Source organism: Exiguobacterium sp. s183 (assembly GCF_018617655.1).
Classification (GTDB): Bacteria; Bacillota; Bacilli; order Exiguobacteriales; family Exiguobacteriaceae; genus Exiguobacterium; species Exiguobacterium aestuarii_A.
Genome location: NZ_JACSKN010000001.1, coordinates 417,852 through 442,544, shown reverse-complemented (window position 1 = coordinate 442,544; position 24,693 = coordinate 417,852). Strand labels below are relative to the sequence as shown.

Annotated in this window: 25 protein-coding genes, 1 tRNA gene, 1 pseudogene and 1 riboswitch; of the genes and pseudogenes, 13 read left to right on the top strand and 14 right to left on the bottom strand. The window is 43.9% G+C overall.

Features of this window, described 5'->3' with window-relative positions:
• Positions 1-4 precede the first annotated feature (4 nt).
• Positions 5-337, bottom strand: a complete 333-nt coding sequence (locus tag KNP62_RS02275) for a hypothetical protein (protein WP_024127824.1) — start codon at positions 335-337, stop codon at positions 5-7.
• 1,163 nt (positions 338-1,500) lie between these two features.
• Here KNP62_RS02275 and KNP62_RS02270 point away from each other — a divergent pair.
• Positions 1,501-2,247, top strand: coding sequence for a hypothetical protein (locus tag KNP62_RS02270; protein WP_214782696.1), 747 nt, complete (start codon positions 1,501-1,503; stop codon positions 2,245-2,247).
• A gap of 542 nt (positions 2,248-2,789) precedes the next feature.
• On the opposite strand, the gene KNP62_RS02265 is transcribed toward KNP62_RS02270, so the two are convergent.
• Genes KNP62_RS02265 through KNP62_RS02255 form a run of 3 tightly spaced genes read right to left on the bottom strand, consistent with a single transcriptional unit; the run spans position 2,790 to position 4,472 of the window.
• On the bottom strand, positions 2,790-3,404 hold the full coding sequence (locus KNP62_RS02265; RefSeq protein ID WP_214782693.1) for a hypothetical protein: 615 nt from the start codon (positions 3,402-3,404) through the stop codon (positions 2,790-2,792).
• Positions 3,397-4,140, bottom strand: coding sequence for an ImmA/IrrE family metallo-endopeptidase (locus KNP62_RS02260; RefSeq protein ID WP_211781090.1), 744 nt, complete (start codon positions 4,138-4,140; stop codon positions 3,397-3,399). Before KNP62_RS02260 ends, KNP62_RS02265 begins: the two co-directional genes overlap by 8 nt.
• Complete coding sequence (locus KNP62_RS02255; RefSeq protein ID WP_214782690.1) at positions 4,137-4,472, bottom strand: helix-turn-helix domain-containing protein; 336 nt, start codon at positions 4,470-4,472, stop codon at positions 4,137-4,139. Before KNP62_RS02255 ends, KNP62_RS02260 begins: the two co-directional genes overlap by 4 nt.
• Before the next feature lie 284 nt (positions 4,473-4,756).
• On the opposite strand from KNP62_RS02255, the pseudogene KNP62_RS02250 reads away from it, so the two are divergent.
• A pseudogene (locus KNP62_RS02250) lies at positions 4,757-5,611 on the top strand (IS256 family transposase); the annotation flags it as partial.
• A gap of 655 nt (positions 5,612-6,266) precedes the next feature.
• Here the strand turns inward: KNP62_RS02250 and rlmN are convergent.
• Both rlmN and KNP62_RS02240 read right to left on the bottom strand, forming a co-directional pair.
• Positions 6,267-7,328 (bottom strand): dual-specificity RNA methyltransferase RlmN, encoded by a 1,062-nt coding sequence (gene rlmN, locus KNP62_RS02245; protein WP_074033152.1) that lies wholly within the window; start codon positions 7,326-7,328, stop codon positions 6,267-6,269.
• Between the two features lie 65 nt (positions 7,329-7,393).
• Positions 7,394-8,800: an amidase family protein gene (locus KNP62_RS02240; RefSeq protein WP_214782687.1), complete on the bottom strand. Its 1,407-nt coding sequence runs from the start codon at positions 8,798-8,800 to the stop codon at positions 7,394-7,396.
• 113 nt (positions 8,801-8,913) lie between these two features.
• On the opposite strand from KNP62_RS02240, the gene KNP62_RS02235 reads away from it, so the two are divergent.
• The 3 genes from KNP62_RS02235 (at position 8,914) to KNP62_RS02225 (ending at position 10,434) form a co-directional block, all read left to right on the top strand.
• Positions 8,914-9,075 (top strand): hypothetical protein, encoded by a 162-nt coding sequence (locus tag KNP62_RS02235; protein ID WP_198930001.1) that lies wholly within the window; start codon positions 8,914-8,916, stop codon positions 9,073-9,075.
• Between the two features lie 44 nt (positions 9,076-9,119).
• A riboswitch (SAM riboswitch) is annotated at positions 9,120-9,219 on the top strand.
• A gap of 67 nt (positions 9,220-9,286) precedes the next feature.
• Positions 9,287-9,811: a peptide-methionine (S)-S-oxide reductase MsrA gene (gene msrA / locus KNP62_RS02230; protein ID WP_074033154.1), complete on the top strand. Its 525-nt coding sequence runs from the start codon at positions 9,287-9,289 to the stop codon at positions 9,809-9,811.
• Between the two features lie 101 nt (positions 9,812-9,912).
• Positions 9,913-10,434 (top strand): DM13 domain-containing protein, encoded by a 522-nt coding sequence (locus tag KNP62_RS02225; RefSeq protein ID WP_214782684.1) that lies wholly within the window; start codon positions 9,913-9,915, stop codon positions 10,432-10,434.
• A 963-nt stretch (positions 10,435-11,397) separates the two neighbouring features.
• On the opposite strand, the gene KNP62_RS02220 is transcribed toward KNP62_RS02225, so the two are convergent.
• A complete protein-coding gene (locus KNP62_RS02220; protein ID WP_214782680.1) occupies positions 11,398-11,820 on the bottom strand; it encodes an SRPBCC family protein in 423 nt (140 codons plus the stop codon).
• Between the two features lie 201 nt (positions 11,821-12,021).
• Positions 12,022-12,885, bottom strand: a complete 864-nt coding sequence (locus tag KNP62_RS02215; RefSeq protein WP_214782678.1) for a GRP family sugar transporter — start codon at positions 12,883-12,885, stop codon at positions 12,022-12,024.
• A gap of 123 nt (positions 12,886-13,008) precedes the next feature.
• Here KNP62_RS02215 and KNP62_RS02210 point away from each other — a divergent pair.
• The 3 genes from KNP62_RS02210 to KNP62_RS02200 all read left to right on the top strand — a co-directional run bounded on the left by KNP62_RS02210 (position 13,009) and on the right by KNP62_RS02200 (position 14,154).
• Positions 13,009-13,081, top strand: a tRNA-Ala gene (locus KNP62_RS02210).
• 112 nt (positions 13,082-13,193) lie between these two features.
• The gene (locus KNP62_RS02205; RefSeq protein ID WP_074033158.1) at positions 13,194-13,526 is read left to right on the top strand and encodes a four-helix bundle copper-binding protein; all 333 of its coding nucleotides are present in this window, start codon (positions 13,194-13,196) and stop codon (positions 13,524-13,526) included.
• Positions 13,527-13,587: 61 nt separating this feature from the next.
• Positions 13,588-14,154 carry a 3'-5' exonuclease gene (locus KNP62_RS02200; RefSeq protein ID WP_214782675.1) on the top strand — a complete coding sequence of 189 codons (567 nt, stop codon included), beginning with the start codon at positions 13,588-13,590 and terminating at the stop codon, positions 14,152-14,154.
• 23 nt (positions 14,155-14,177) lie between these two features.
• On the opposite strand, the gene KNP62_RS02195 is transcribed toward KNP62_RS02200, so the two are convergent.
• The 5 genes from KNP62_RS02195 to KNP62_RS02175 form a co-directional block, all read right to left on the bottom strand.
• On the bottom strand, positions 14,178-15,239 hold the full coding sequence (locus KNP62_RS02195; protein WP_214782672.1) for a bifunctional glycosyltransferase family 2/GtrA family protein: 1,062 nt from the start codon (positions 15,237-15,239) through the stop codon (positions 14,178-14,180).
• Between the two features lie 91 nt (positions 15,240-15,330).
• Positions 15,331-16,320 carry a sodium:calcium antiporter gene (locus KNP62_RS02190; RefSeq protein ID WP_214782669.1) on the bottom strand — a complete coding sequence of 330 codons (990 nt, stop codon included), beginning with the start codon at positions 16,318-16,320 and terminating at the stop codon, positions 15,331-15,333.
• 187 nt (positions 16,321-16,507) lie between these two features.
• The gene (locus KNP62_RS02185) at positions 16,508-17,356 is read right to left on the bottom strand and encodes an HD domain-containing protein (RefSeq protein ID WP_214782665.1); all 849 of its coding nucleotides are present in this window, start codon (positions 17,354-17,356) and stop codon (positions 16,508-16,510) included.
• 99 nt (positions 17,357-17,455) lie between these two features.
• Positions 17,456-18,160, bottom strand: coding sequence for an SDR family NAD(P)-dependent oxidoreductase (locus tag KNP62_RS02180; protein ID WP_214782662.1), 705 nt, complete (start codon positions 18,158-18,160; stop codon positions 17,456-17,458).
• Between the two features lie 40 nt (positions 18,161-18,200).
• On the bottom strand, positions 18,201-18,746 hold the full coding sequence (locus tag KNP62_RS02175) for a glycerol-3-phosphate responsive antiterminator (protein ID WP_214782660.1): 546 nt from the start codon (positions 18,744-18,746) through the stop codon (positions 18,201-18,203).
• 116 nt (positions 18,747-18,862) lie between these two features.
• On the opposite strand from KNP62_RS02175, the gene KNP62_RS02170 reads away from it, so the two are divergent.
• Positions 18,863-19,288, top strand: coding sequence for a GNAT family N-acetyltransferase (locus KNP62_RS02170; RefSeq protein WP_214692631.1), 426 nt, complete (start codon positions 18,863-18,865; stop codon positions 19,286-19,288).
• Positions 19,289-19,313: 25 nt separating this feature from the next.
• Positions 19,314-20,483: a cation:proton antiporter gene (locus KNP62_RS02165; protein WP_214782657.1), complete on the top strand. Its 1,170-nt coding sequence runs from the start codon at positions 19,314-19,316 to the stop codon at positions 20,481-20,483.
• Between the two features lie 49 nt (positions 20,484-20,532).
• On the opposite strand, the gene KNP62_RS02160 is transcribed toward KNP62_RS02165, so the two are convergent.
• The gene (locus tag KNP62_RS02160) at positions 20,533-21,147 is read right to left on the bottom strand and encodes a DedA family protein (RefSeq protein ID WP_214782654.1); all 615 of its coding nucleotides are present in this window, start codon (positions 21,145-21,147) and stop codon (positions 20,533-20,535) included.
• Positions 21,148-21,239: 92 nt separating this feature from the next.
• Here KNP62_RS02160 and KNP62_RS02155 point away from each other — a divergent pair, with 92 nt between their 5' ends.
• The 3 genes from KNP62_RS02155 to KNP62_RS02145 all read left to right on the top strand — a co-directional run bounded on the left by KNP62_RS02155 (position 21,240) and on the right by KNP62_RS02145 (position 24,660).
• Positions 21,240-21,797: a DNA-3-methyladenine glycosylase I gene (locus KNP62_RS02155; RefSeq protein ID WP_214782651.1), complete on the top strand. Its 558-nt coding sequence runs from the start codon at positions 21,240-21,242 to the stop codon at positions 21,795-21,797.
• Positions 21,798-21,917: 120 nt separating this feature from the next.
• Positions 21,918-23,405, top strand: coding sequence for a sodium/proline symporter PutP (putP, locus tag KNP62_RS02150; protein ID WP_214782648.1), 1,488 nt, complete (start codon positions 21,918-21,920; stop codon positions 23,403-23,405).
• Between the two features lie 112 nt (positions 23,406-23,517).
• Positions 23,518-24,660 carry a CapA family protein gene (locus KNP62_RS02145; protein WP_214782645.1) on the top strand — a complete coding sequence of 381 codons (1,143 nt, stop codon included), beginning with the start codon at positions 23,518-23,520 and terminating at the stop codon, positions 24,658-24,660.
• Positions 24,661-24,693 lie beyond the last annotated feature (33 nt).

The following is a 24,693-nucleotide window of genomic DNA, read 5'->3' as shown; positions in this document are numbered from 1 at the left end:
CCTCTTATTCATATGTCTCATACATTTTTGAAGCAATAAATTCAATTTCATATGTTTCACCAAGCTCTTGTTTCAAGCGTTTAGTAAGGAATTCACCTTCACTATTATGTTGTTTCTCCTTGACCTTTCCGTCTGTAGTGAGTGTATCGGTTTCCCAGTCCACCCATTCCCCAAATCGACTAACCCAGTCATGAAAATCTTGCTTCAACGAGTCAGAAATCGGAAAGACGTCCAATTCCACATTGTAGTGGCAAACTGCACACCAGATCGGGTCCGCCCCAATATCCGCTTCTACCTTAATACGTTTTAAATCTTCACAATTACAAATGTTTTTCACCGATCGATTACCTCCTTAACTCTAAGTACAACCTTTCATTTTACGATTAATAAAATGTACATTATTTCCTGAAAATCCTTTTCTTGTTGGCGTCGATTTTACTTTCTCATACTCTACTCACCTCTACAACACCGATTTTTAATTTCAATAAAAATGAATAATTGGTCGTATCATAAATTCAAAAATACTCATAATAATCATATTTTTGGACGTTTATCGGGATATCTTCAAATCTAACTTTTTACTTCGTCAATAAGTGTATACCTATATGTAATCTAACGATCACACTTTTTCAGTCATGTATTTAAAATAAAACGGTAAGCGCCAAGTCTGTCTATCATCAAAAAGACGAACCTGACATGTACTACGTCAGACTTATAAAACGACATGAATCGCTACAAACTACGACCATGCTGATGCAACTGATTCCCCAGGATCATATCCACCGAAAATGCGATCACAACTACCATAAACACTACTGCGAAGAAAGAGACCATTAGTCTGCATCACATAAATTCCTCTAACGGTTGCACCCGTAAACTGGCCACTTGTTGATCAGATAGGCAGATCTACGTAACATTTTTCAGTTTTATGCCAGACAGAGCGCCGCTTCAGATCAAACGAAATGCATATCGTGTCAATTTAACTAGAGGGCATGATGGTCTCATTATCTACATTCCTAAAAAAGCAGAACTTAAGGAAACCTGGCATACATTTAAGGATATCTTACGCATTCCAGAACTATAAAAAAGAATGTCGCTACATCACATGCAAGGTTCTTTTTTATATACACCATACTAGAATTTAAGTGTAAACATTTCGACGTCGAAATGTTTACACTTAAGGTAACATGGTTAATATAGACGATGTTAAACTTTGTTCTAAATCTTCACACTGAACAAACACAATTATTCCTCCGATCCATCAATACCAATAAATACAATGGAGTTATCTACTTTTATCAGTGTCGTACATTATGAATTTAAGCGCTTTTGGAATTGAACATTATAATTTATAAGCCATTTTGATGACCTCCTACAAGTTGTAAACATCCTATTTGTACATCTTAAATTTCTATATACAGATTCCATGTCAATTCAAATACGAAATTGAACCAAAACCATATGATATACTAAAAAAAAATACCGTGGAGTAAATAGGATATGGCCTCAAACGAAACAAAAGTAAAGTCATTTCGTGTCTCTGAAGAAGTAACAGAACATATTCAACGTTTAATGCAAGAACGACACCTAACGACGAATCAATTGTTTGAAGAATTCATTCAATTAGCTGATAAACAATCACCAGACCCATTAATCGACGAAGAAAATGGTGTACTTGAAACTACACTTAATCAGATTACTTCACTCTTTCAAGAACGAGCGCTTCGCTTAGAGAAGCAACAAAAAGAAACTCAACGTATGACAATTCAATATACCGAAACGATACGAGAACTCGAAGACAGTGTTGTGAAGGAAAGTGAAGAGCTAAATCTAGAGTATGAAGCTAAAGTCATGCATCACCAGGAAGAGCTAGAGCAACTTCAACAGCAATTGGACCAACTACACACAGATAAACAAGACTTACTAAATGCACTAGAGACGGAGAAACAATTAGCGAAAGAGGAGCTAAAGGTTCATAAAAAGATGATTTTTGATTTGGAAGGAACCATTCGAAAATTAGAAGAGAGCCAAAAACAATTAAATCGCCAAAACCAAAGTTTAATGGATGCTGTAGATGAATTGAAAAGCAAAACGCGTCGGAGTGATCAACTCGAAGAAGAGAATCAAAAACTTCACTTAGAAGTGCAACTTCTTCGACGCGAGAAAGAAGCTTTTGAACATCGACTACAAGAACAGGTAGAGCTTGCTGTTCTTCGGGAGCGAAATCTTCAACAGAACAATTCTTAATTAAAAGGGCCGAAGAGAAGTCACATATTGACTATTTCTTCGGCCCTTTTAATATATAGACTGCGCTCTTTTAAAATAGATAGTTGCTTTTCTTAGGTTTTTGGGACTTCTAACTGGTTAGGCTTCATAGAATCCGCGTCTTCCCCCCATTTATATAAAAAATGACCCACCGTGGTCCGCATTTTAAAGAGGCGTGGTGGGTTCTATTACATCAAACATAGCAAAACACGTCAAAATTGTATAGCTAGTAGAGGGAACTTACTACAATTGTTTTTAGAAAAATCACTCATGCTTTGATCTCTCAATATCAATTTTCACACGAGAAATATACATATTTCTCGATACCCATCAAAAATGAACGAAAAGACTCTTTACTTTTCCGGATCCGATTTCTAAACCTAGGAAAGAGTAACGTGTATCATTGATCCTGTAAAACAAAAACATGTGTTTTCTTCTTTTAGTAACACATAAAAAAGCACCCAATCTACGTCACAAGTTGACGCAGATTGGGTGCTTTTTGTCCTGATGATACAACATCGTATTCAGATCTTATCAATGTGTTGATCGAATACAGTTAAATCATGAGGACGAATCGTCTTGAAAAACTTTCGAATCTGGCCCCTCTTCACGACTTCATATCGCTTCAAATGTATACAAAAGTCTAGGAGGGTATGCTGACGTATGAGTGTTTCCTGTTCCTCTTGGTTTACGATGTACAATTCAGCATCTGTGATGACCTCTCGAATATCCGTGTCATCGCTACATATCAACCCAGCGCTCATCAATCTCGCGGCAGCAAGACTATGCATTTCGCCCAAGTCACTCGTATGTTTGAGTGGCCGACCTTCTCTTTTTTTCTTTTCATCCAGTTGTTGGAATGCCAGGCGAACTTCCGTCAGATAAACGAGATAAAGGTCATATAGTTCATCCGTCGCGATCGATGCTTCCGATTCAGGATCGAATAGCACCCACTTCCCATCATGGATGAACGTGTCGACCCTTTCTCTTACCGAAGATGTCTTCAGTTCATTCAATACCTCTACATGGATAAGGACTTGTTTATAGAGACTATTGATCCAATCGAAAACATCGGCTTGTCGAAAACTTGCCGCATGAATGATGATGTTCGCATCGATGAACACCGGCTCCTTAATCATGGGCAGTGTCCTTTTGAAGACGACTGATTTCATCTTCCTGTAACGCTTGAGCCAACTCAGGTCGATAGACAGAGAGTTTATTGGCGGCGCTCAACCGTGTCATTCGATCTTCTTCTACTGCTTTGACGACTACTTGTTCATAGGCTGGAAATGATTCGAAGCGTTGAGCTTGATCCAGTGGACTCGGGGCAATCCCTAGTCTGCTTCGTTCCTCGCGCCAATCGGATTCCTGTTCACTTAAGTCAGTGAATCGATAATTGAGCTCTCGGAGTCGTCTTACAACCGATACGTATGGCACTTGGGCCATATCTGCCAAATAGATGATGGCAGACTTCGTATCATATCCATCCCTCAGCTTTTCCCAGACTTCTTTTGTCGTACTCTTCGGCAACATGATCGCAGCGGCGAATCGATCGGCTGCCCTTTCGTGATCGAATCCATCGACTTGCCACTCGCTTGCTTCAGACAAGTGCCATAGTTCATGAGCCGCGGTAAAGTAACGCATGCGCAGCGGTTGGTAGGAGTTCAATGCGATGAATTCTTCTCCTGACATATGCTTGATCGCGACGCCGTAATATGAGTCGTCCTCGACATATTGAAAGATGAGGTTCGCACGTTTGGCCAATACCTGCTCAATGTAAGCGCCAATAAAGACGTGACTGTCAATGACTTGCTCTAAAAAATCTGATGCAAACGCCTCTGCAGTATCTTCCGCAAATTTTGTAGATGGCTTCATCGTAAATCACTCTTCAGACCGACGTAATCTTCTATCGCAAATTTAAGGCGTTCAAGTTCCATTTTGGACCGCCGATTTGAAAGGGACCCGCGCAACTCGACAGTCATGCGTTCTTCTCTCATCGAAGCATCAGTTGTCAGTTCGTTGACCGATACACCCAATGCCTTGGAGATAGCAACGATACGTTGGGGTTGGATGACCCGGCTCTCATTCAACATATGACCGACCAATGCCTTGCTGACGCCGATTTCTTGAGCTAACCATTGTTGCGACTTTTGATTATCCTGTAGCCACAATTTTATATTGTTTGCGATAATTGTGTTTGAGTTCATAACGACACCTTCCTTCAAAGCAATTATAGCACTCGTTGTAGTCGACTACAAATTTAACTATATTAATTAGTATGTTTAATAGTTGATTGCTTAGAAGACATCGGAACCAAACGCACAAAAAAAGAATCTCTATAAATAGGATTCTTAAAAAAATCAGCATATATTCTTTCAAATTGAGTTTAAAAATTATTATTCATTCGAATTAAACCATTCAATTTGTATGTTCTCCAAATAAAAAATTAATGAAAGGATTCTATCAGCATATGCATTGATAAATAACTCCATTGTTCAAAAAAGGCATTACGATGGCAGAAATTGCGCAATTGATCGAGAAAATGTATGGGCATCATTATACGCCACAAACGATTTCAAACATGACAAAAGCGGTCTCAGAAACGGTGGATGCGTTTAATAATCGTCCCTTGCACAATCGCTACGTATGCGTGTATTTAGACGCGACATATATTGCCGTGCGTCGTGATACGGTGTCAAAAGAGGGCGTCTATATTGCGGTTGGTATTCGTGAAGATGGCTCTAAAGAAGTGCTTGGCTATACGATTGCCCCAACAGAATCGGCTTACAACTGGCAGGAGCTACTACAAGAGCTCAAAGACAGTGGTGTAGAAGACGTACTTTTATTCGTATCAGACGGCTTAAAAGGCATGGCAGACGCTGTGTTCAATGTGTTTTCAAAAGCAAAATATCAAGTGTGTCTTGTCCATGTGGCGCGCAATATTCTGCATAAAGTCCGTGTAGAAGATCGCAAGGAAGTGTGCGAGGATTTTAAAACGATTCACCAGGCAAAGGACGCCGAAGCAGCGAAAACAGCGCTTGAGACGTTCTGCGAAAAATGGGGAAAATCGTATAAAAAAGTCACACAAGGCTTACTCGAAAACCCGTATTTACTGACGTTTTACGGCTTTCCAAAGGCGATTTGGCGAAGCATCTACTCGACGAATTTAATCGAGTCGTTCAATAAGCAAATCAAAAAATATACAAAGCGCAAGGAACAGTTCCCGAACGAAGAATCGTTGGAGCGCTTTTTAGTGACGCAGTTCGAGGACTATAATCAACGTTTCGCCACACGTTGCCACATTGGCTTCAATAAGGCCCGTGCGGAGCTAGAAGAGATGTTTGAGCAGCTGCACGAACCGACAAACTCAAATCAACACTTCGAACAAGTACAATTGAATACACAGGTGATGAGCTCCTTGAACGGGTGAATCGTCATTTACACAAAAATATTGACAGTACCTATGATATTTCGTAACATTTTATATTTTTATTGATTTACAATATATAATCATCACTTTATTCGATAGTTTCTATTCTGCCTATTCAATGATTGTGCAGGTTGTCGACTCTCAAAATTTCTGTATGAAATGTGCCAACAGACATCGAGTCATAGATTGACTCAATATGTACCAACATTTTAGAGTTTCTAGTTTTTCGTCCGACAGTTAGATGAACAACTAATTTGTAATGTCATCTTGGGGCGAATATAGCACGTCTCAGGAAGAACGTCTGAAGAAGAAGGGAATTGATTTTAGAGTCGAGGACGAAAAGATTTACATTAAAGAGAAAAATTTAGACAAAGTAGCATCATGTTGCAGTTGACTTTACAGTTTATTGATTGATGGATTATAAAATTCAGCGCAGCACTCAAACGTGAACACAAAAAACTTTGACGCTTTCCCTCCGCCAAAACGGGAAACGTCAAAAACCCTGAATGAGCACTTTTTATCAAGTGTCTATCATTCAGGGTTCAGTTCAATCTCCTGGAGCGGCCATTTTTTACTTCGCGCCTTCGACGTTCATATGCTTACTACGAAGTTGTCCGCATGCCGCATCGATGTCTGTCCCGTGCTCGAGACGAACACCAGTGTTGACGCCACGCTTTTTCAAGATGTCGTAGAACGCCATGATGTCCTCAGGCGTGCTTCGCTCATATTGGATGTGCTCGTTGACCGGGTTATATGGAATTAAGTTGACATACGACTTGTCTTTGATGTCTTCAATCAAGTCGGCGAGTTCTTCCGCATGTTCCGGTAAATCGTTTACTTTCGAGAGCAGGATATACTCGAACGTGATTCGTTTGTTCGTCTTCTCGACGTAATAGCGAATCGACGGCATGAGTTTATCAAGCGGGAACGCCCGGTTGATTTTCATGATGCGAGTACGTAATTCATCATTCGGCGCATGCAGAGAGAGCGCCAAGTTGATCCGTAAGTCGAGGTCTGCGAACTTATAGATCTTATCCGCGAGACCACTCGTCGATACGTTGATCTTACGCGGAGCGATTGCGAGACCACGCTCATCTTTGACGACACGCAAGAAGTCGACCAAGTTGTCGAAGTTATCGAACGGCTCGCCGATACCCATGACGACGATATGGCTGACACGGTCCCCTTCGCCCTCTTCATCGAGGAAGTGTTGGACGGTCATGATTTGCTCGACGACCTCACCAGCCGTCAAATCACGAGTCTTTTTCAGCAAGCCGCTCGCGCAGAAGCTACAGCCGATGTTGCAACCGACCTGAGTCGTCACACAGACCGAACGTCCGTATTTGTGACGCATGAGCACCGTCTCGATGTAATGCCCGTCATGTAATTTAAGTAAGAATTTGACCGTTCCATCGCCCGCTTCTTGTTTGACGAACAGTTTTTGTGTCGAGATGACGTATTTCTCAGTTAAGTAATCGCGTACTTCGTTACGGACGTTTAGCGCGTCCATCGATTTGACTCGATCGATGTAGAGCGAGTCCCAGACTTGACGTGCGTGGAAGGCACCATATCCAGCTTCCGTGCACTCGTTTGTGAGCTGATCGAACGTCAACCCGTATATAGATGATTTCATTCTAACCTGTCCTTTCTCTAATCCGCATACGTACCATTGTAGCGGACGTCAGAGACGGGTGCAACTTACGAATAATCTGGAGGCGTCGGTCGTGTGACGAACTGTTCAAACGCATAAGCGACACGAATCAAATCTCGTTCCGCAAAGCTCGTTCCCGTGAACGATAGACCGAACGGGGCCCCGCTCTCTTTTCGTTTATAAGGGACCGTGATTGTCGGATGTCCCGCTTTCGCAGCCATGTCATAGTTCATGTCATGTGGCAGGACGATCGCGTCCAGTTTTTGCGCTTTTAATAGCTCATCCATTCCGTCCACTTTTGCGAGATGAACATCATCAATCCGTCGGTCGAGATAACTAGCTTCGACGAGACGCCCTGAACATGAATCCGATTGTTCAAAGAGGGTCTGCCCGTGCGGAATCGCTTCGAGGTGGTCCGCGTTCCATTCGATCAAGTCGGACAGTGTCTTAAATGGCACGGTTGTGTTCGCAAGATACGCCTCAATCCCAAGCTTGAATTCATCAAACAAAATATCTGCCTGTTCTAATGCCGTATGTTTCGGTAACGTGATTTCGACGAGTTCAACCTCGGCTTGACGCAACAATCGAAGTGCCTGTTCATACAAATCGACTTCTTCGTCTGAAATAGTTGGCTTGATAAATCCGACACGCATACCGACGGCTTGACGGACATCGAGACATGTCACATAAGGCGGTCCGATTGGAGTTTCCCATGTCGCAGGATCAGTCGAATCTTCACCACACATTGTCTGTAAGGCAACGACCGCATCACGGAGGGTACGCGCCATCGGTCCAGCCGTATCTTGAGAACGTGAGATCGGAATGATTCCTGAACGACTAATCAAGCCGACGGTCGGCTTGATTCCGACGATACTATTATGCACACTCGGGTGTACAATCGAGCCGCTCGTCTCAGATCCGACGGCAAGGAGTGTCAGGTTCGCCGCAACCGCCGAAGCCGATCCAGAACTCGATCCCCCGACATCTAATTGGTCGCCATAAGGGTTCTTCGTTTGTCCGCCAACAGCACTCCAACCGTTCGGCATATCTTCCGTTAAAAAGTTCGCCCACTCGGACAGGTTCGCTTTTCCGAGAATGATTGCCCCGTCAGCCCGTAATCGTTTTACGAGCTCGGCATCTCGACCTGCAAAATGATGTCGCATGGCGGCGGCACCTGCTGTCGTACGCATCAGACCGGCTGTCTCGATATTGTCTTTAATTAAGACGGGGATACCGAGGAGCGGTTTGCGTACTCCTTTTTTATAGGCCCGTTCTGCCGCCTCTGCCTCGAACAGGGCGTCCGGATTCACCTGGATGACGGCATGAAGTCGCTCATTATATGCAGCAATCCTTCCAAGGTAATACGCGGTCACGTCTCGTGCCGTGAATTGTCCTTCTTTATACCCACGATGTGCACGTTCAATCGTCAGCTCATGTAATTGGATTTGTTCCATCCTACATTCCTCCTTTATCTCTCCCACTTTATTCGTGCTCTATGCCTGATTTCCTTTTCGTATCGCCAAGTCTATGTGTTCTTGTTACACTTAAGAAAAAACAGGAGGTTCCTATGACGCGCTCCTACGTATTCGTGTTGCTCGCCGTATTCGGTCTATTTTTCTTGCAGTTATACGGAGAAAATGTGCCGTATGGTCCGTTCATTTCGATCGGGTTGATCGGATTCATCATCGTCTTGACGATTTTTCAGTTGAAGCGAAAACCGAAGCATTGACGAAAGTATTTTGAGGGTGGTATGATGCTCTCACCAACTACATATCGATATCAAGAGTGAACGAGAGATCTGGCTCCATGACTTCACAGCAACCTGCCACAGGCAAGGTGCTACGACCAGCAAGGGAAACCTTGGACGATATGACGAGAGCGCTCATGTCATCCGACGTGAGCGCTTTTTTGTTGAAATACGATTTGGAGGGAACGACAAGATGGAAAAAGCAACATTTGCAGGTGGCTGTTTTTGGTGCATGGTAACACCTTTTGAAGAACTACCAGGGATAGAAGGAATCGTATCCGGCTATATGGGCGGACAGATCGACAATCCGACGTATGAAGAAGTTAAAACGGGAACGACTGGTCATTTAGAGGTCGTTCAAATCACGTATGATCCATCTCTGTTCTCATATGAACGTCTCCTAGAACTCTATTGGATCCAGACAGACCCGACCGATGACGGTGGGCAGTTCCAAGACCGTGGGCCTCAGTATGCCCCAGCCATCTTCTATCACACGGAGAAACAACGAATCGCGGCTGAGGCGAGTCGAGACGTATTAGCAGCAAGTGGTCGTTTCACGGCACCGATTGTCACAAAAATCACTCCGGCGACGACATTCTTCGAAGCGGAAGAGTATCACCAGGATTACCACAAAAAGAATCCAAAACACTATAAAGAAGACCGGGCCATCTCAGGACGGGACACGTTCATCGAAGAGAACTGGACCGAAACCGTATAACGGTCATCAGACGCGGATTTTAGCATCCGCGTCTTTTTATAAGCCCAATAATCGGGAAAAGGCTATTAATGGTTCATACATCCGAAAAGGAGGACTCATACATGAAAACAAGTACGAAACTCATCATCAGTGTGATCGGCGTAGCCGTAATCGCCGTCGCCTGGTGGCTCATCTCACCGCTTTTCTTGACAGAGACAGTCGATGAAGGACTACCACCGACAGCTGTTGAGACGCCTGCTTCAGAAGAAGAAACAGAGGAAGAGACAACTGAGACACCGGAACCACAACCGAGTCAAACCGAAGTAGCGGGTGTGTTCATGGACGGGGAGAAAAATTATGAGACGACGGGCACGATTCGCTCCGTCGAGGCAGAAGACGGGACGTATCTCCGATTTGAAGAGTTTGAAACGACGAACGGACCTGATTTATTTGTCTATTTGACGAAGCCAGGACAAGAGACGTCCGAAGGGATTCGACTTGGAGCACTTAAAGGGAATACAGGAAACCAAAACTATTTAGTTCCGGCAGATGTCGATCTGTCAGAATATAGCACCGTAGTGATCTGGTGCCGTGCTTTTAGTGCGACGTTCGGGACGGGTGAATTGAGCGCGTCGAATGAATAACTGATATCAAACAGCCTGGACGTTTGACGTCCTCGCTGTTTTTTTGTATTAGAAAAATTATTTCTATCAGTTCTATCTATTTATTCATGCAATTCACGTGTTACAATATGGTAAAGTATGGAACTTTTTATAAGGAGGGTTTTTATTTGACTTCACATCAATCGACGTCATACAGCTCATATTTTTGGAAACGGTTTTGGATTCTTTTTCTGCCGATCGTGACGATTGGGATTTTATCTGAACCAATGATTGTAGAGAACACGTTTAAGAGTCTTGAAGATATCGGCGAGTTTGTTTTCTACTCGATATTCTATATTGTTGTAATCGGAGGCTTTACTGCGTTTGCCATTTCTTTCGTATGGAGAAGAAAATGATTGTTCCAAAATTGATGGTAGCCTGTTTATCTTCAATTGTTCTGAGTTTTTCTCTTCCAGTCTTCATGCCTGTGTTTGAAGATTTTACTTATTTTCAGAATGTTTTTATGTATGTGTTTTATGCCTCACCTATTATTTTCACTTATGGAATAATGACCTCTATTTTTTCGGAGTTTCTAAGTCAACGTATGACATTCAAAATCAAAAAAATAACTTCATTTTTGATGCACTTGATGTTTGGTGCCTTTTTCGTTTTCCCTTACGGCCTTATATTCGATTTGTCAGTATTTACAGAAGGAACCATTAATTTTGCAACTGTAATGGGAGTGTTTAGTGCTTTTATCTTTTTTGTGATAAATGAATTCATCCTTTTATATGTAAAAATGAAGAATCGATCTTAAACTATCTATTAAAATTTTCTCTAATAATTGATATCCTACAGAAACTTCAAACTGTCATACACCCTCTTTAAACTTAGAGTTTTCACCCTTTATGTAATGAGTAATTTTGGATGTTTATAATGACAATCGGTAGAATCCATATCAACTTCAACATGGACCCTGCCGATATTTAGTTTAAATTATTCGACCTACTTATTAGATCCATTCGCATATCGAGTGAAATTATCGAGAATTGCCTGCCAGCCTTGTCGTTGCAATTCAACCGGATTCATCGATTCTGTATCAAATACCTCGATCACTTTCGTCTGATTCCCTTCTGAAGCAAATGAAATTCTAACTCTCCGTTCATCGTCAAGACGATACTGAATAAGCTCATTTACTTTAACTTCTTCATACACTCCTTCAAAATCAAAGCCCATGCTTTGATCTTTTGCTTCCATCCGACTTCGAAATTTCCCGCCAATCCGTAAGTCGTTTTCCGCTTCGGTCGTATGCCAATCGTCAGACGCATGATTCCATTGTTTAATATGATCTGGGTCTGTCCACAGTTTCCAGACAGTGTCGATTGGTGCATCGACGACCGTTGATATCGTCACAACGTTTGATTCCATGATTCGTTTCCCCTTTATTCTACATTTTTCTAATCAATCACGAATGCGCTGCCCCTCCTATATGACGAACGCAACATGAGATTACTTCCCTATCGGTCACATCATCTCCTGCTCTCCCTTAATATCGGTAATCAAAAAAACCCTGAATGGCACGCTAGCACGAGTGCGCATTCAAGGTTCTTATCATTTCATCATTGAAATTTAGCTTTTGGCAATCCCAAGCATAAATCCGGCAACGACAATCAAGCCGATTCCCATAAAGACATAGACGCGTTCCTTTGTCGTCTTCTCCTCTTTTAAGAGATAGATCCCACCGAGTGTCGCCACAACGACGTTCAATTGAGATAAAGCGAAGGAAGTCGCAATCCCCACTTCTCCGCTCGAGACGAAGAGACCGAAGTTCCCGATTCCCCAGGCAATCCCGGCTAAAATATTCTTGAACGTACGTGGATCGATTTTCTTCACGTCCTTCTCACGGATACTGAAGAGAAGTGCTGCGATGAACATCCCGACCGATTGTGGAAGAATCGCGGTGATGCCTTCTACTTCAAAGTAGTTCGTCAAGACCGCATACGTGACGTAACCGATACTTGAAACGAATAAGACGAGTAACCCCTTTTTCAACGCACCGGCGCTATCTTTGTCTTTTTTCTGTTGATACGAAGTCATGGTCGCCCCGATGATAATCAAGACAAGCGCTGAGAACCCTAACCATAGCTCTGTCGTCGTCTGCCAGTCCCCGAGAACGATGACCCCAAAGAGAGACGTCCCGACGAGCTGCATTCCCGTACTGATTGGCATCGCTTTGGAGACGCTTAGGATTTGGAACGATTGGAACTGCAAATATTGACCGAGCGCCCAGAACGCCCCTGAGATAAATCCGGTCACGATGGCGAGTGTCGTGAACTCCGGTCGGAATACGAGGGCAATCACGGCCGCCATGATCATCGCCCCAATGGTCGTTCCGATTAACTGCTGAATCGGTTTTCCTCCCACTTTCGACACGATGAGTGGAATACTTCCCCACATGAGTGCCGGTAAGAGTGCCAAAAGAATCATTTCCATAAAGCACACCTGCTTTCTTAATATAACGTCTAACATGAAATTCCCACGTCTCCAATTTTATAAACCTAAATTGAAAAAGAGAATTGCCATGTCGAATACTACGATGATATAATGATTTCGAACGGGGCATTAGCTCAGCTGGGAGAGCGCTACGCTGGCAGCGTAGAGGTCAGGGGTTCGAGCCCCCTATGCTCCATTAATCTGTCACATCTCTTAAGAGATGTGACTTTTTTATTGATGCTCGGCGATTCAACCCCTTTGTGAACGGGTAATGAAAGATAGACTTTTTCATATAAGGGGGAATTTTGATGGAACGAACATCTGTAGAAGAAACATTGGCGAGCGTAATTGAATGTATGCGCGCATGCAACCATTGCTTCTCAAAAAGTTTACAAGAAGAGGATTTACACATGTTTACCGAATGCATTCGACTGACACGAGAATGCTCAGACATTTGTACGTTGGCTTTAAATGCCTTAGAAACAGATTCGGCCTTCTCTAAACCAATCGTTGCCTTGTGTGCTCAGGTATGTGATACATGTGCCGTCGAATGTGGCCGTCACTTGCATGACCACTGTCAGGCTTGTGCAAAAGCGTGCGAGCGCTGTGCCGAAGCTTGCCGTACCCTCGTCGCCGCTTAAGCACGACATTCGTCTAACTTTCTGTTAGACTTTTTTTATTGCAAAAGAAAGAAGGTAAATTATGAATCATACCATTCTCGCTCTCGATGTGGAGACCGCTAATCGAGATAGCCGTAGCATCTGCTCTGTCGGGTGGAGCATCCTGCAAAATGGAGAAGTGATTGAAACTGATCAACGACTCGTCAATCCAGAGGAAGACTTTGATATGGGGAACATACGGGTTCATGGCATTCGTCCGAGTGACGTATGGGATGCCCCTGCGTTACCGGAAGTACTTGCCTCTCTTTACCCGATTTTACGAGAAGTCGACCTCGTCATCGCACATAACGCCTCATTTGATATGGGTGCCTTAAGAAAGGCAATTTTGAAATATGATCTATTCGATTTCCCTACAATTGAGTACGGGTGCACTGTCAAATTGTCACGTAAACTGTACCCTGGACTCCCGAACCACAAGTTGAACACGATGGCAGAATATCTGAACGTGCCTTTTATTCATCATGATGCAGCAGAAGACGCTCGCGTATGCGCTCTACTCATGCGTGATATGATGCAGAAAACCGGCATTACAAGCCCGAGAGAGCTACATCGCTATACGTCCGTCAAAGCAGGAACACTCGCATATTAAACCGGTCATGAGCCCATGACCGGTTATTTTTTGAAAATCCATCGTTTTTGGACAAAGTAACTGACAAAAAAGAGAAAGCTGTCGACGATAATTTTTAGGATGACTTCTCCTTGCCTAAATAGAAGAAAAAGAAGATAGACCAACAATGCCGAGGTTGCCATCTGGACAACGACGAGCGAAAAATATTTGGAAAGTGATCGTCGCGCTTTTGAATGAAAGACGACTTTCCGATTGACGAAATAATTGAATAGAGAGGAGATAATTCGAGCGATGACCGTCGCGATGACGACATGAGCCGTATCGAAGTACGGTGATAATAAAAAGATAAAACCTGCATACATCCCAACGTCAACAAGAAATGAAGCGACGGACGATGCCGAATACATCAAAAACATACGATAGATTAAAATCGAATCTAAAATCGGTCTAAAATGGGATGAAACGTTTTCGTTTTCATATACCGTCTGGATGGTCGTCTGTTGAATCGGAACCTGTAACCGCTTTGTGAACGTCAGCATATTCATCTCGAACTCATATCGATTCCCCGGAATGTCAATCAGTTGTCGTGCGTATCGCATCGGGATGGCACGAAGTCCTGTCTGAGTATCTTTTAACTTCAATCCACTCCCGATCAACATGACGAGTCGTGTCGCCTGATTGCCGAATCGACTTCGGAGCGGAATCTTATCCCCACTGAAGTCACGGCAACCCATGATCAGATGATGCGGCTTACTCACCCCCTCCTCATACACATTGACGACGTCCTCAGGTAAATGTTGTCCATCGGCGTCAACCGTGATGACACCTAACTTGTCGGGATAGGTCTCTGCAATATGCTGTAGTCCAGTCTTCAGAGCTGCCCCTTTTCCTTGATTCTGTTCGTGCGTTAGCACTTGGTCAACAAATGATGCCACCTTTTCAAATATGCCTACCGTCGACTCATCACTACCGTCATTGACCACAACGATGGTCGAAAACCCGCTCGCCCTCAGCCTTTCCACGAGTGTGACGAGTGCATCGTCAGGGTTGTAGGCCGGAATCAAAATCGTATACGCTTGGCGTGTTTCTACTTCTTGCACTTGCATCGCCACCCCTCCTTCAATTCCCTTATACCCGAAGCAACGGATTCGCATTCTCAAAAAAAAAATGCACCAGTCCTGAGACTGATGCATGAACTCACCCGATGAAAATCAAGTACGACGAAACAAAGTACACGACAACGACGAGAAGCGAAGGAATGACGTAACGTACCTTCGACGTGACATTTTGTCGGAGAATGCTATACATGACGAGAACCGATAGAATCGTAATCCCGACCGCCGACACAAGGTGTGACGTCGATACGTCTGCCAAAATCGAACCATTACGATAGAAGACGTCCGACATGGCGATAATGAGCATGTTAAAGATGTTACTTCCGAGAATCGAACCGAATGCCAAGTTGACGTTTCGAAGCTTGAGCGCCATGAACACGGCAACCGCCTCAGGTAATGATGTCGATGCGGCAATCAAAAAGCTCCCAACGAAACTAGAACCGAGTCCCGTGACGACGGCAATTTGGTCTCCCGTGATAGAGAGTGCGGTCCCGGCTGCCATGATGACGACTGCCGCAATCAAAAATCCGAAACCAGCTCGTTTCAACGTGATATCTTCATACTTACTAACAACGACCTCTTCTTCCACTTCATGCTCAGCGACCGGCTCTTTCGGTTGCTTCCCGATATAATAAATCCCTATACCGTAAAGAATGGCAATTAGAAGTGCATCGACACCGATTCCGATAAACGTCATATCGACACGGACAATCAAGGCGACCAATGTCGTCACGGTCAGCAGAAGACCAAGTCCTGCCGTGTATAGATGATCACGGCTCGCATAGTTAAAGAGTTGCTTTTGACGGAAATACAAATCGAACATCGCTAAAATAAAAATATTGAACAAGTTAGACCCGAGCATGTTTCCGATAGCGATGTCTGGGTTATCAATCATGACTGCCGATATACTCGTCGTCACTTCAGGTAGTGACGTCGCTCCTGCCAACAAAACGGTACCGACGAGCATCCCGCCCATTTTTGACTTTTCTGTCATGACATCGGCGTAGGTGGACAACTTGATTGCGGCATAGACCGTGATGGCCGCAGCTAATAAGAAATAAACAAATACCATTTTTTCTCCTCCTTGGGTAAACAAAAAAGACCCTTTTATGGACGCCAAAAACGCCCATAAAAAGGTCTTGCGGACTTGTAAAAGCTCGATGGACCGAGTGCATGCGCACTGTAATGACGACCCATCGACCACGATCGTGGTCGCTACTCCCCTTTTTATCTTCCATTTGACTATAGCATGAACCTGTCTAGTTGACAATCGAGCGACGCATGATCGTGACAAAATCCGATGCGTCCATAGCCGTCCGATAACCAAGTTCTTGCATCGCGGCTAACTGAGGCGGTGGCATCGGATAAGTCCAACCCGCTCGCTCTAGTTGCTGTCGAAACGCCTCAATCTCTTCATCATTCACAGCCGTACGAGCAACAATTTCCTTCAATTCATATGCGGTTTGACAGAGTGGTGCCGTCTCTTGGACCCATTCATCATCGATAAAATGGGTGAGAATCGATTCAAAGAGTCTTGTCACTTTTTGATCTTTTGTATTTTTTTGTCCGTAAAATAAAGAATGAAGCTCCTGTTCATACAAACCGATGAGATCTGTTGAGCTACGAAACGGTTCGAACGCATGTAACAACTGATGATAGTACCAAGACTGATCTCGCATCGGACGTTTGAAACGTTGCCACACCGTCATCCCTTCCATCTCTAAATCATAGCGGATGGAACGAAGATTATGTAGCTTATCTGCCACGAGGAGTGCGACCTCATCGAATTGAAGAGATGAGATGTGCTCAAGAGTCATCTGTTTTCGTTGTTCCCATGTCTGATTACGGTTCTTCTCAGAAACGGCAAGTACAAGGCGTAATACGTCCGGACCAAATTTAGTCAAGATTTCTTGAGAATCCGTTTTCGTATCCTCAATTAAATCATGTAAGAGTCCAGCTGCAACGACCGTTGGTGGTTGGTGGTCCGTTTCGAGCAACAATGCAACCGAAAACGGGTGTGATAAATATGGAATCGATGACCCTTTCCGGTGCTGCCCTCCATGACGAATCGATGAAAAGCGAAGCGCTTCTTCTACAAGCGGGTTCATGGCAATTCCCCCTTCTTCCGGATGAAAACTCTTCTAATACATACCCGGAATTAGGCACAAATAACCTAATACCTTTCTTAAATTAGGTATATAGTCTTATCATTCTTCATAAATCATTTTCTTCGTCATCCCACCATCGACGACGAGATTGTGACCGTTAACAAAGTCATTGTTTCGGTCAATCAGATACCGTACCGCTCGGAAGATGTCATCCGGTTCGCCGACACGGCCAGACGGATGCTGACGATGGTCGACTTCTCGTAACGCTTCGTCTGATGTATGAATCCAACCCGGGCTAATCGCATTCACGGTTACTGGTCGATCACTCAATGAGATGGCAAGCGAATGGGTCAAACCGACAATCCCGCCTTTAGAGGCCCCATACGCATCCCAGTGTGGTTCATTTTGCAGAGCACGTGTCGAGGCCATATTGACAATGCGACCATATGACTCATCTTTGTTTAATTCCAAAAAGTATTTTGCACAAGTAAACGTTCCTACTAAATTAACGTCGATGACTCGTTTGAACGTATCGATTTCAAGTTCGTCAATCGGTTTGACGAGTGAGGCGACCCCCCCGTTGTTAATCAACACATGAGCATGTCCAAAACGTGACTTTACGTCTTCGAATACCCGCTTTAGCGCTTCGGTTTCCCCAAGATCAACTTGATAAAAGGACACCCCTTTTATATTCGGGTCTTCACCAATGTCCAATCCCACAACTTCATATTGATTTGCGAACGCATTAGCGAGCGCATAGCCAATCCCTTGCGTGACACCTGTAATAATCATAATGTCTTTCATCTGTTCATCCCTCCTAGAAGAGTGTATACCCGAATGTGGGTTACTCAGTCCACAGTTTACGATTTGAGGTCGTGATCACACTTGCCCCAGCGGCAAGGGCTGCATTCACTTCTTCCATCGTCTCAATCAACCCTCCTGCAAAAACAGGTATACCGGTCATTTCCTGTACTCGGCGGATATACTTCGGAACAATTCCTGGAAGGACCTCGATGTAGTCTGGTTTTGACCGTTCAATATGTCGGATGCTCTTATCCAATGATGTCGAGTCAATTAAAAACAACCGTTGTACTGTCAACACATGATTTTGTTTTGCCCGTACAATCACGTTCCCTTTTGTCGATATGATTCCCAACGGTCGATACGTTTGACAGACATACTCAGTCGCAAATTCATCCGCTTTCATTCCTTGGATTAAATCCATATGAATAAAGACTTTTTTCTGATGCTTTTCTAATAATTTAAAAATAGGTTCTAATCGACTCATATGAATTTCAAGTAAAACTCCTATTTCAAGTTCACTCGATAAAAATCGTTCTAAATCGCGCATATCACGTATCGCCGGCAAGATTGATTGACCTTGTATCATCCGATATTCCTCCTGTCTTCTTCCCATTATGCCGACAGCTATTTTCATAAATCAAGGTTTACTAATTCAATATAGCGGGAAAGTAATGTTAACTTGTTGTAGAGGGGGATTTTAGTATGGTCAATGAAGTTACTGTAAAAGTTGAGACACCGACACCGGAGCAACATCAGTCGTTGCGTGTGAAGGCGGGGATGCCTCGACGCTCAGATGAAAGTACGGTCAAAGGACTCAAGAACACGCTATTTGGGGTCTGTTTATATTTAGATGATGAGATTGTCGGGATGGGGCGTGTCGTTGGGGACGGCGGAATGGTCTTTCATCTAGTCGACATCGTCGTCGATCCAGAATGCCAAGGACTGGGTCTTGGTAAATTAATCATGGAGAATTTAATGGAGTGGATTCTAAAAGAGGCAGATGAGACGGCCATTGTCAGTCTAATTGCCGATATTCCTGCGGATGGCTTGTATCGTCAGTTCGGCTTTGATTATTCACGTCCAGAATCAGTCGGTATGGAGTATCAGTGGAATCAAATGGAAAGGTAACACTTCTAGGTAAAGGAGATGACTTATGGATGGATTGAACATCATCGTGTTGCTCGGACTGGCGCTCACGCTTATCTCCGTCTTCAGCCTCCTGATTGAACGTCTATACTTTCCAAGCATTTTAGCGTTTATCGCCATCGGTGTTGGGGTCGGTTTTTTCTGGGACGGAAACGAAGTATTCAAAATTGCCGGTGAAATCGGAATCATCCTTTTATTTTTCCTGCTCGGGTTAAAGTTTCCGTTACGCGAATTGTGGAAGCGAATGCGAAAAGTTTGGAAAGCAGGCGTATTAGACATCGTCCTATCGTTCGGCGTCTCATTCGGAGTCGCCTTGTTGTTTGGATTGGACTTTCCGCGCGCCTTCTTAATTGGTGCCGTTCTATACGCGACGAGCTCTTCGATCTCAGCGAAACTACTTGAGCGCCACTCCGAAAAACATGAAGATATTAAAGAATTCGTCCTAGCTCTACTTATTTTTGAAGATATATTCGCACCACTTTTATTGACGATTGCGCCATTCATCATTCAAGAGGAACCGGTCGCCATGACAGATATCGGGAAAGTATTCTCAGGATTTCTGATTTTCGGGGTATTATTGTTTATCGGATCGAGCTTTGTGTCGAAACAACAGAAGTTCTCGAAACACCTTTTACGTCAGGATGATGCGAGTATCGGGCTTATCGGACTCATTCTCTTCTTCGCCGGAATCGGTATGGTATTTGGTCTATCTGAGATTTTAGGAGCGTTTATTGCCGGAATCATGCTTGCGGATTTCCATGACGTTCGTCCGCTCAAACGTTTGACGGTCCCCGTTCGTGACTTGTTTCTCCCAATCTTTTTTATTTCATTCGGAATTTCAATCAACTTGGAGAAAGGTGTCATCGTTAACACCTTATTCTTTGTCTTGATTGTTTGGGGCGTCTTGTCGAAGTGGATTGTCGGTCGCGTCGGAGGAAGAATTTACGGGTTATCTCGTGTCCAGGCGAATGAGGCGGGGTTTTCTCTCGCTCCGCGTGGTGAGTTCTCCATCTTGTTTACCGCCCTTTCAAACGGGGCCATCAACTTGTTTGTCGGTCTTTATATTTTCGTGTCAGCCATTGTAGGAATCATTTTATTTCGATTCTCGGAATACTTGGCCGAAAAGACGGAAAAGACGCTTACAAAAGTATTACCAGAAAAGAAAAATGAAGAGTGAACAGGCGAACCGAATTTTCGGTCCGCCTGTTTTATCCTCTCATTCATTCTTACACTGTCTTTTTAGCATGTCGTTTTTTTCGCCAGATGAGGTATCCGATCACACTAACGAGCAACAGACCGTAAATCGTATAAGAATAGGCATCTAGGTAGGCAAGTATATCTTGCCAGTTCTCACCGACTTTCATTCCGATCAAGACCAAGAATGTGTTCCAAATCGCTGTTCCGGCAGTACTGAGAAGCAAAAACTTTAAGAATGGCATATTCGACATACCTGCCGGGATTGAGATGAGGCTTCGAACGACCGGCATCAATCGCCCAAAGAAGACCATCCACCCTCCGTATCGATCGAACCAAGCATCTGCTTTTTTGACATCGTTAATATCAAGCCGAATCCACTTCCCATATTTCTTCGTCCACTTTTCAATCTGTTCGACATCGAATAAGAGACCGAGTCCATATAGTAAAACTGCCCCTAAAATAGCTCCGACCGTCGAAGCTACAATGACGAGTGTAATCGACAAGTTTGTCTTCACAGCGAAGAACCCACCAAATAACAAGACTACTTCAGAAGGAATCGGCGGAAAGACGTTCTCAATGAAGATCATGAACGCGATTCCTATGTATCCGTATTGTTCGATTATCGAAATCATCCAGTCACTCATATCGCTGCCTCCATTCCCACACATTATACCCATCCTGTTTAAGGGATAACCACTGAGACATGCTACACTTATGAAAAAAGGAGTTGATTGATTTGGAAGAATTATTTCGTTGTCCGTGGTGCGGCACTGATCCACTCTACGTCCGCTATCATGACGAGGAATGGGGCAAACCTGTCCATGATGACCAAAAACATTTTGAGTGTCTGACCCTCGAGAGTGCACAGGCTGGACTCAGTTGGATCACGATTTTAAGAAAGCGTGAAAATTATCGCTCCGCGTATTCAAATTTCGATGTGAACGAAGTAGCTCGTTTTTCGGAAGAAGATATCGAAAGATTGATGACAGACAGTGGCATCGTCCGAAACCGCCGAAAAATCGAAGCATCCGTCAATAATGCGAAACAGTTCATCAAACTACAAGAAGAATACGGTTCATTTGATTCATACATTTGGTCATTCGTTGATCATGAACCTATCGTGAATGAATGGAATCGACTGGAGGATGTTCCTGCAACGACGGAACTGTCTGAGCGATTGAGTAAAGACCTGAAACGACGCGGGTTCAAATTTTTAGGGCCGACCACGGTGTATGCCCACCTACAAGCGACCGGCCTCGTCAATGACCATCTCGTCTCTTGTGCATTTCGATAAGTTAAGACCAGCTATCAAAAAAATCTTTACATCTCCCCTATTGTTGTGACAATATTTTGACAAAGTGATACTCTATCACTGAAAACGTTTTCATATTTTTTATCTTTCGGGGGGATGTAGATGAACGGAATTTTAGTGTCCATTGTCGTATACATGGCACTGATGGTCTTACTTGGGATCATCGCGTATCGAAGAACAAGCAGTATTGGCGATTATATGTTAGGTGGGCGGGCACTAGGTCCCGGTGTCGCGGCTCTATCTGCCGGTGCGTCTGACATGAGTGGATGGCTCTTAATGGGATTACCTGGTGCGATGTACGCAACCGGGATCTCAAGTGGATGGATTGTCATCGGGTTGACAATCGGCGCCTATTTAAACTGGTTGTTGGTCGCTCCAAGATTGCGCATTTATTCCTACATATCGGATGATGCGATCACGATTCCAGATTTTTTTGAGAAGCGTTTCAAAGACTCAAAAGGGTTGTTACGTTCCTTTTCTGCGGCCGTTACCCTCATCTTTTTTACGTTGTATGCGACGAGCGGGTTCGTTGCAGGTGGTCGACTATTCAATGCCGTCTTCGACATTGAATTCGTAACGGGTGTCATTATTCTCGCTTCGATTATCATTTTGTATACGTTCATCGGCGGATTTTTAGCCGTTAGCTGGACAGACTTTGTTCAAGGACTCATCATGCTATTCGCACTCATTTTTGTACCGGCAATCGCTATCATGGCGACAGATGGTGTGTCGAACGCATTAGATACGGTCCGGGATATCGATGAAGCGTTACTCAATCCATGGACGGGACAATCGCTCATTGGAATCATCTCTTTATTTGCGTGGGGTCTCGGTTATTTTGGTCAACCACACATCATCGTTCGTTTTATGGCAATCGGGAAATTGGAAGACATAAAAACGGCACGTCGTATTGGCATCTCATGGATGGTCTTCACCGTCGTCGGGGCGATGGCGACCGGATTGTTTGGGCTTGCCTACTACACGCAACAAGGGCTGACAATCGATAATCCTGAAAATATTTTTATTAACCTATCGGATTTATTGTTCCATGACCTGGTGACCGGGGTATTGTTGGCAGCTTTACTCGCTGCGATTATGTCGACGATCTCATCACAGTTACTCGTCTCATCTAGTGCAGCAACGACGGACTTCTATCAAAAATTCTTCCGTAAAGACGCTGGAGACCGTGAGCTCGTCATGGTCGGTCGAATCACTGTTATTCTCGTATCGGTCGTGTCAATTGTCCTTGCGCTCGATGCAGATGATACAATTTTGAACCTTGTCGGTTATGCTTGGGCAGGATTCGGTTCATCGTTTGGACCGCTCATTCTATTTAGTCTTTTCTGGAAACGGACGACTCGTCAAGGCGCCCTTGCCGGGATGTTGACTGGTGCATTTGTCGTCATCCTTTGGAAGAACTATGCTGCTTCATTGTTTGGAACGTTCGGAACGCTCTATGAGATGATTCCAGCATTCTTCCTGTCTGCACTCGCCATTTATGTCGTTAGTTTGATGACGCCTCCACCAAGTGAGGTCATTCAACGTGAATTCGACCAAATGCGTGACATGGTGAAAGAACATATTAAATAATCTTCTCGGCAGGTCTTCTTGACCTGCCATTTTTATGTACAAGGAGTTTTATAGATTTTTAACGAATACTATATATATTGAGATTAATTCCATTTTGAAAAGGAGATTTTTGATGAAACCCTTTAAAACCATCTCTCATCTCACATTCGCTTCAGGCCTAATTCTATTATTCGGTTGTGGTCAATCTTCATCGACAAATCAAGAACGCCCAGTTGAAACCGAAGAGCCAATCGTCGAGACACCTATAGAAGAGCCTCCTTCCGAACCTGAGCCAACCGTCACGACGGCATCCATCTATGCTATTGGTGATGTATTGCTACACGATTCGGTATACAACGCAGCCCGTGTCAATGACGAATATGTTTTTGACCCTTCTTTCGAACAAGTCGCACCGATTTTAGAACGAGCGGATCTCGCAATCGCTAACCAAGAGAGTATGATTGGCGGGAGCGAAATCGGGTTATCGAGCTATCCGGCTTTCAACAGCCCATTCGAGATTGGCGATGCTTTGCAACGTGCCGGAATTGATTTAGTCACGACGGCGAACAATCATACGCTAGATCGCGGGGTTCGTGCGATTGAGAATTCGATTGGTCACTGGAATGAAATCGGAATGCCTTACACCGGTTCCTTCTTATCTTCTGAAGATAAGGCAAACATCCGTACATTGACCGCGAACGAGATTTCCTTTTCCTTTTTAGCCTATACGTACGGAACGAACGGCGTGATTCCAAAACAGCCATACCACGTCAACTATATCGACCTCGAGCAAATGCGCCCTGAAATCGAGAAAGCAGAACAAACTACCGATTTGACCGTCGTATCCTTACATTTTGGAACAGAATACGAAACGTTACCGAACGAAAGTCAAACTGAGCTTGCTCAAACTCTTTCAGATCTCGGCGTCGACATCATCATCGGTCACCATCCTCATGTCCTACAACCACCGAAGATGCTTGAGGGAGCTGATGGCAATCAAACATTCGTCGTGTATTCACTCGGTAACTTCCTATCTGGACAACAAGGCGATGATCGCAATACGGGTGGAATCATTGGGATTGACGTCGTCAAAACGACGAAAGACGATGTTTCAACGTTCGAATTAAAAAATCCGATGTTTTATCCAACATTTACACAGAAATCATCAGAAGGACATTATGAAGTCGTCCCGTTAAAATCAGCAAAACCAGAGCTCTTCTCCCCTGTCAGCGAACATATGTCGCAATGGTTACCAGGGCTTACAATCGAACAATGATGACCACGAATATCTTTCGTGGTCATTTTTATT

Bases quoted from the DNA above. Each gene is read 5' to 3' on its own strand.
- KNP62_RS02270 (WP_214782696.1), top strand. From the start codon at position 1,501: ATGGCCTCAAACGAAACAAAAGTAAAGTCATTTCGTGTCTCTGAAGAA.
- KNP62_RS02265 (WP_214782693.1), bottom strand. From the start codon at position 3,404: ATGATTAAGGAGCCGGTGTTCATCGATGCGAACATCATCATTCATGCG.
- KNP62_RS02260 (WP_211781090.1), bottom strand. From the start codon at position 4,140: ATGAAGCCATCTACAAAATTTGCGGAAGATACTGCAGAGGCGTTTGCA.
- KNP62_RS02255 (WP_214782690.1), bottom strand. From the start codon at position 4,472: ATGAACTCAAACACAATTATCGCAAACAATATAAAATTGTGGCTACAG.
- rlmN (WP_074033152.1), bottom strand. From the start codon at position 7,328: ATGAAATCATCTATATACGGGTTGACGTTCGATCAGCTCACAAACGAG.
- KNP62_RS02240 (WP_214782687.1), bottom strand. From the start codon at position 8,800: ATGGAACAAATCCAATTACATGAGCTGACGATTGAACGTGCACATCGT.
- KNP62_RS02235 (WP_198930001.1), top strand. From the start codon at position 8,914: ATGACGCGCTCCTACGTATTCGTGTTGCTCGCCGTATTCGGTCTATTT.
- msrA (WP_074033154.1), top strand. From the start codon at position 9,287: ATGGAAAAAGCAACATTTGCAGGTGGCTGTTTTTGGTGCATGGTAACA.
- KNP62_RS02225 (WP_214782684.1), top strand. From the start codon at position 9,913: ATGAAAACAAGTACGAAACTCATCATCAGTGTGATCGGCGTAGCCGTA.
- KNP62_RS02220 (WP_214782680.1), bottom strand. From the start codon at position 11,820: ATGGAATCAAACGTTGTGACGATATCAACGGTCGTCGATGCACCAATC.
- KNP62_RS02215 (WP_214782678.1), bottom strand. From the start codon at position 12,885: ATGGAAATGATTCTTTTGGCACTCTTACCGGCACTCATGTGGGGAAGT.
- KNP62_RS02205 (WP_074033158.1), top strand. From the start codon at position 13,194: ATGGAACGAACATCTGTAGAAGAAACATTGGCGAGCGTAATTGAATGT.
- KNP62_RS02200 (WP_214782675.1), top strand. From the start codon at position 13,588: ATGAATCATACCATTCTCGCTCTCGATGTGGAGACCGCTAATCGAGAT.
- KNP62_RS02195 (WP_214782672.1), bottom strand. From the start codon at position 15,239: ATGCAAGTGCAAGAAGTAGAAACACGCCAAGCGTATACGATTTTGATT.
- KNP62_RS02190 (WP_214782669.1), bottom strand. From the start codon at position 16,320: ATGGTATTTGTTTATTTCTTATTAGCTGCGGCCATCACGGTCTATGCC.
- KNP62_RS02185 (WP_214782665.1), bottom strand. From the start codon at position 17,356: ATGAACCCGCTTGTAGAAGAAGCGCTTCGCTTTTCATCGATTCGTCAT.
- KNP62_RS02180 (WP_214782662.1), bottom strand. From the start codon at position 18,160: ATGAAAGACATTATGATTATTACAGGTGTCACGCAAGGGATTGGCTAT.
- KNP62_RS02175 (WP_214782660.1), bottom strand. From the start codon at position 18,746: ATGATACAAGGTCAATCAATCTTGCCGGCGATACGTGATATGCGCGAT.
- KNP62_RS02170 (WP_214692631.1), top strand. From the start codon at position 18,863: ATGGTCAATGAAGTTACTGTAAAAGTTGAGACACCGACACCGGAGCAA.
- KNP62_RS02165 (WP_214782657.1), top strand. From the start codon at position 19,314: ATGGATGGATTGAACATCATCGTGTTGCTCGGACTGGCGCTCACGCTT.
- KNP62_RS02160 (WP_214782654.1), bottom strand. From the start codon at position 21,147: ATGAGTGACTGGATGATTTCGATAATCGAACAATACGGATACATAGGA.
- putP (WP_214782648.1), top strand. From the start codon at position 21,918: ATGAACGGAATTTTAGTGTCCATTGTCGTATACATGGCACTGATGGTC.
- KNP62_RS02145 (WP_214782645.1), top strand. From the start codon at position 23,518: ATGAAACCCTTTAAAACCATCTCTCATCTCACATTCGCTTCAGGCCTA.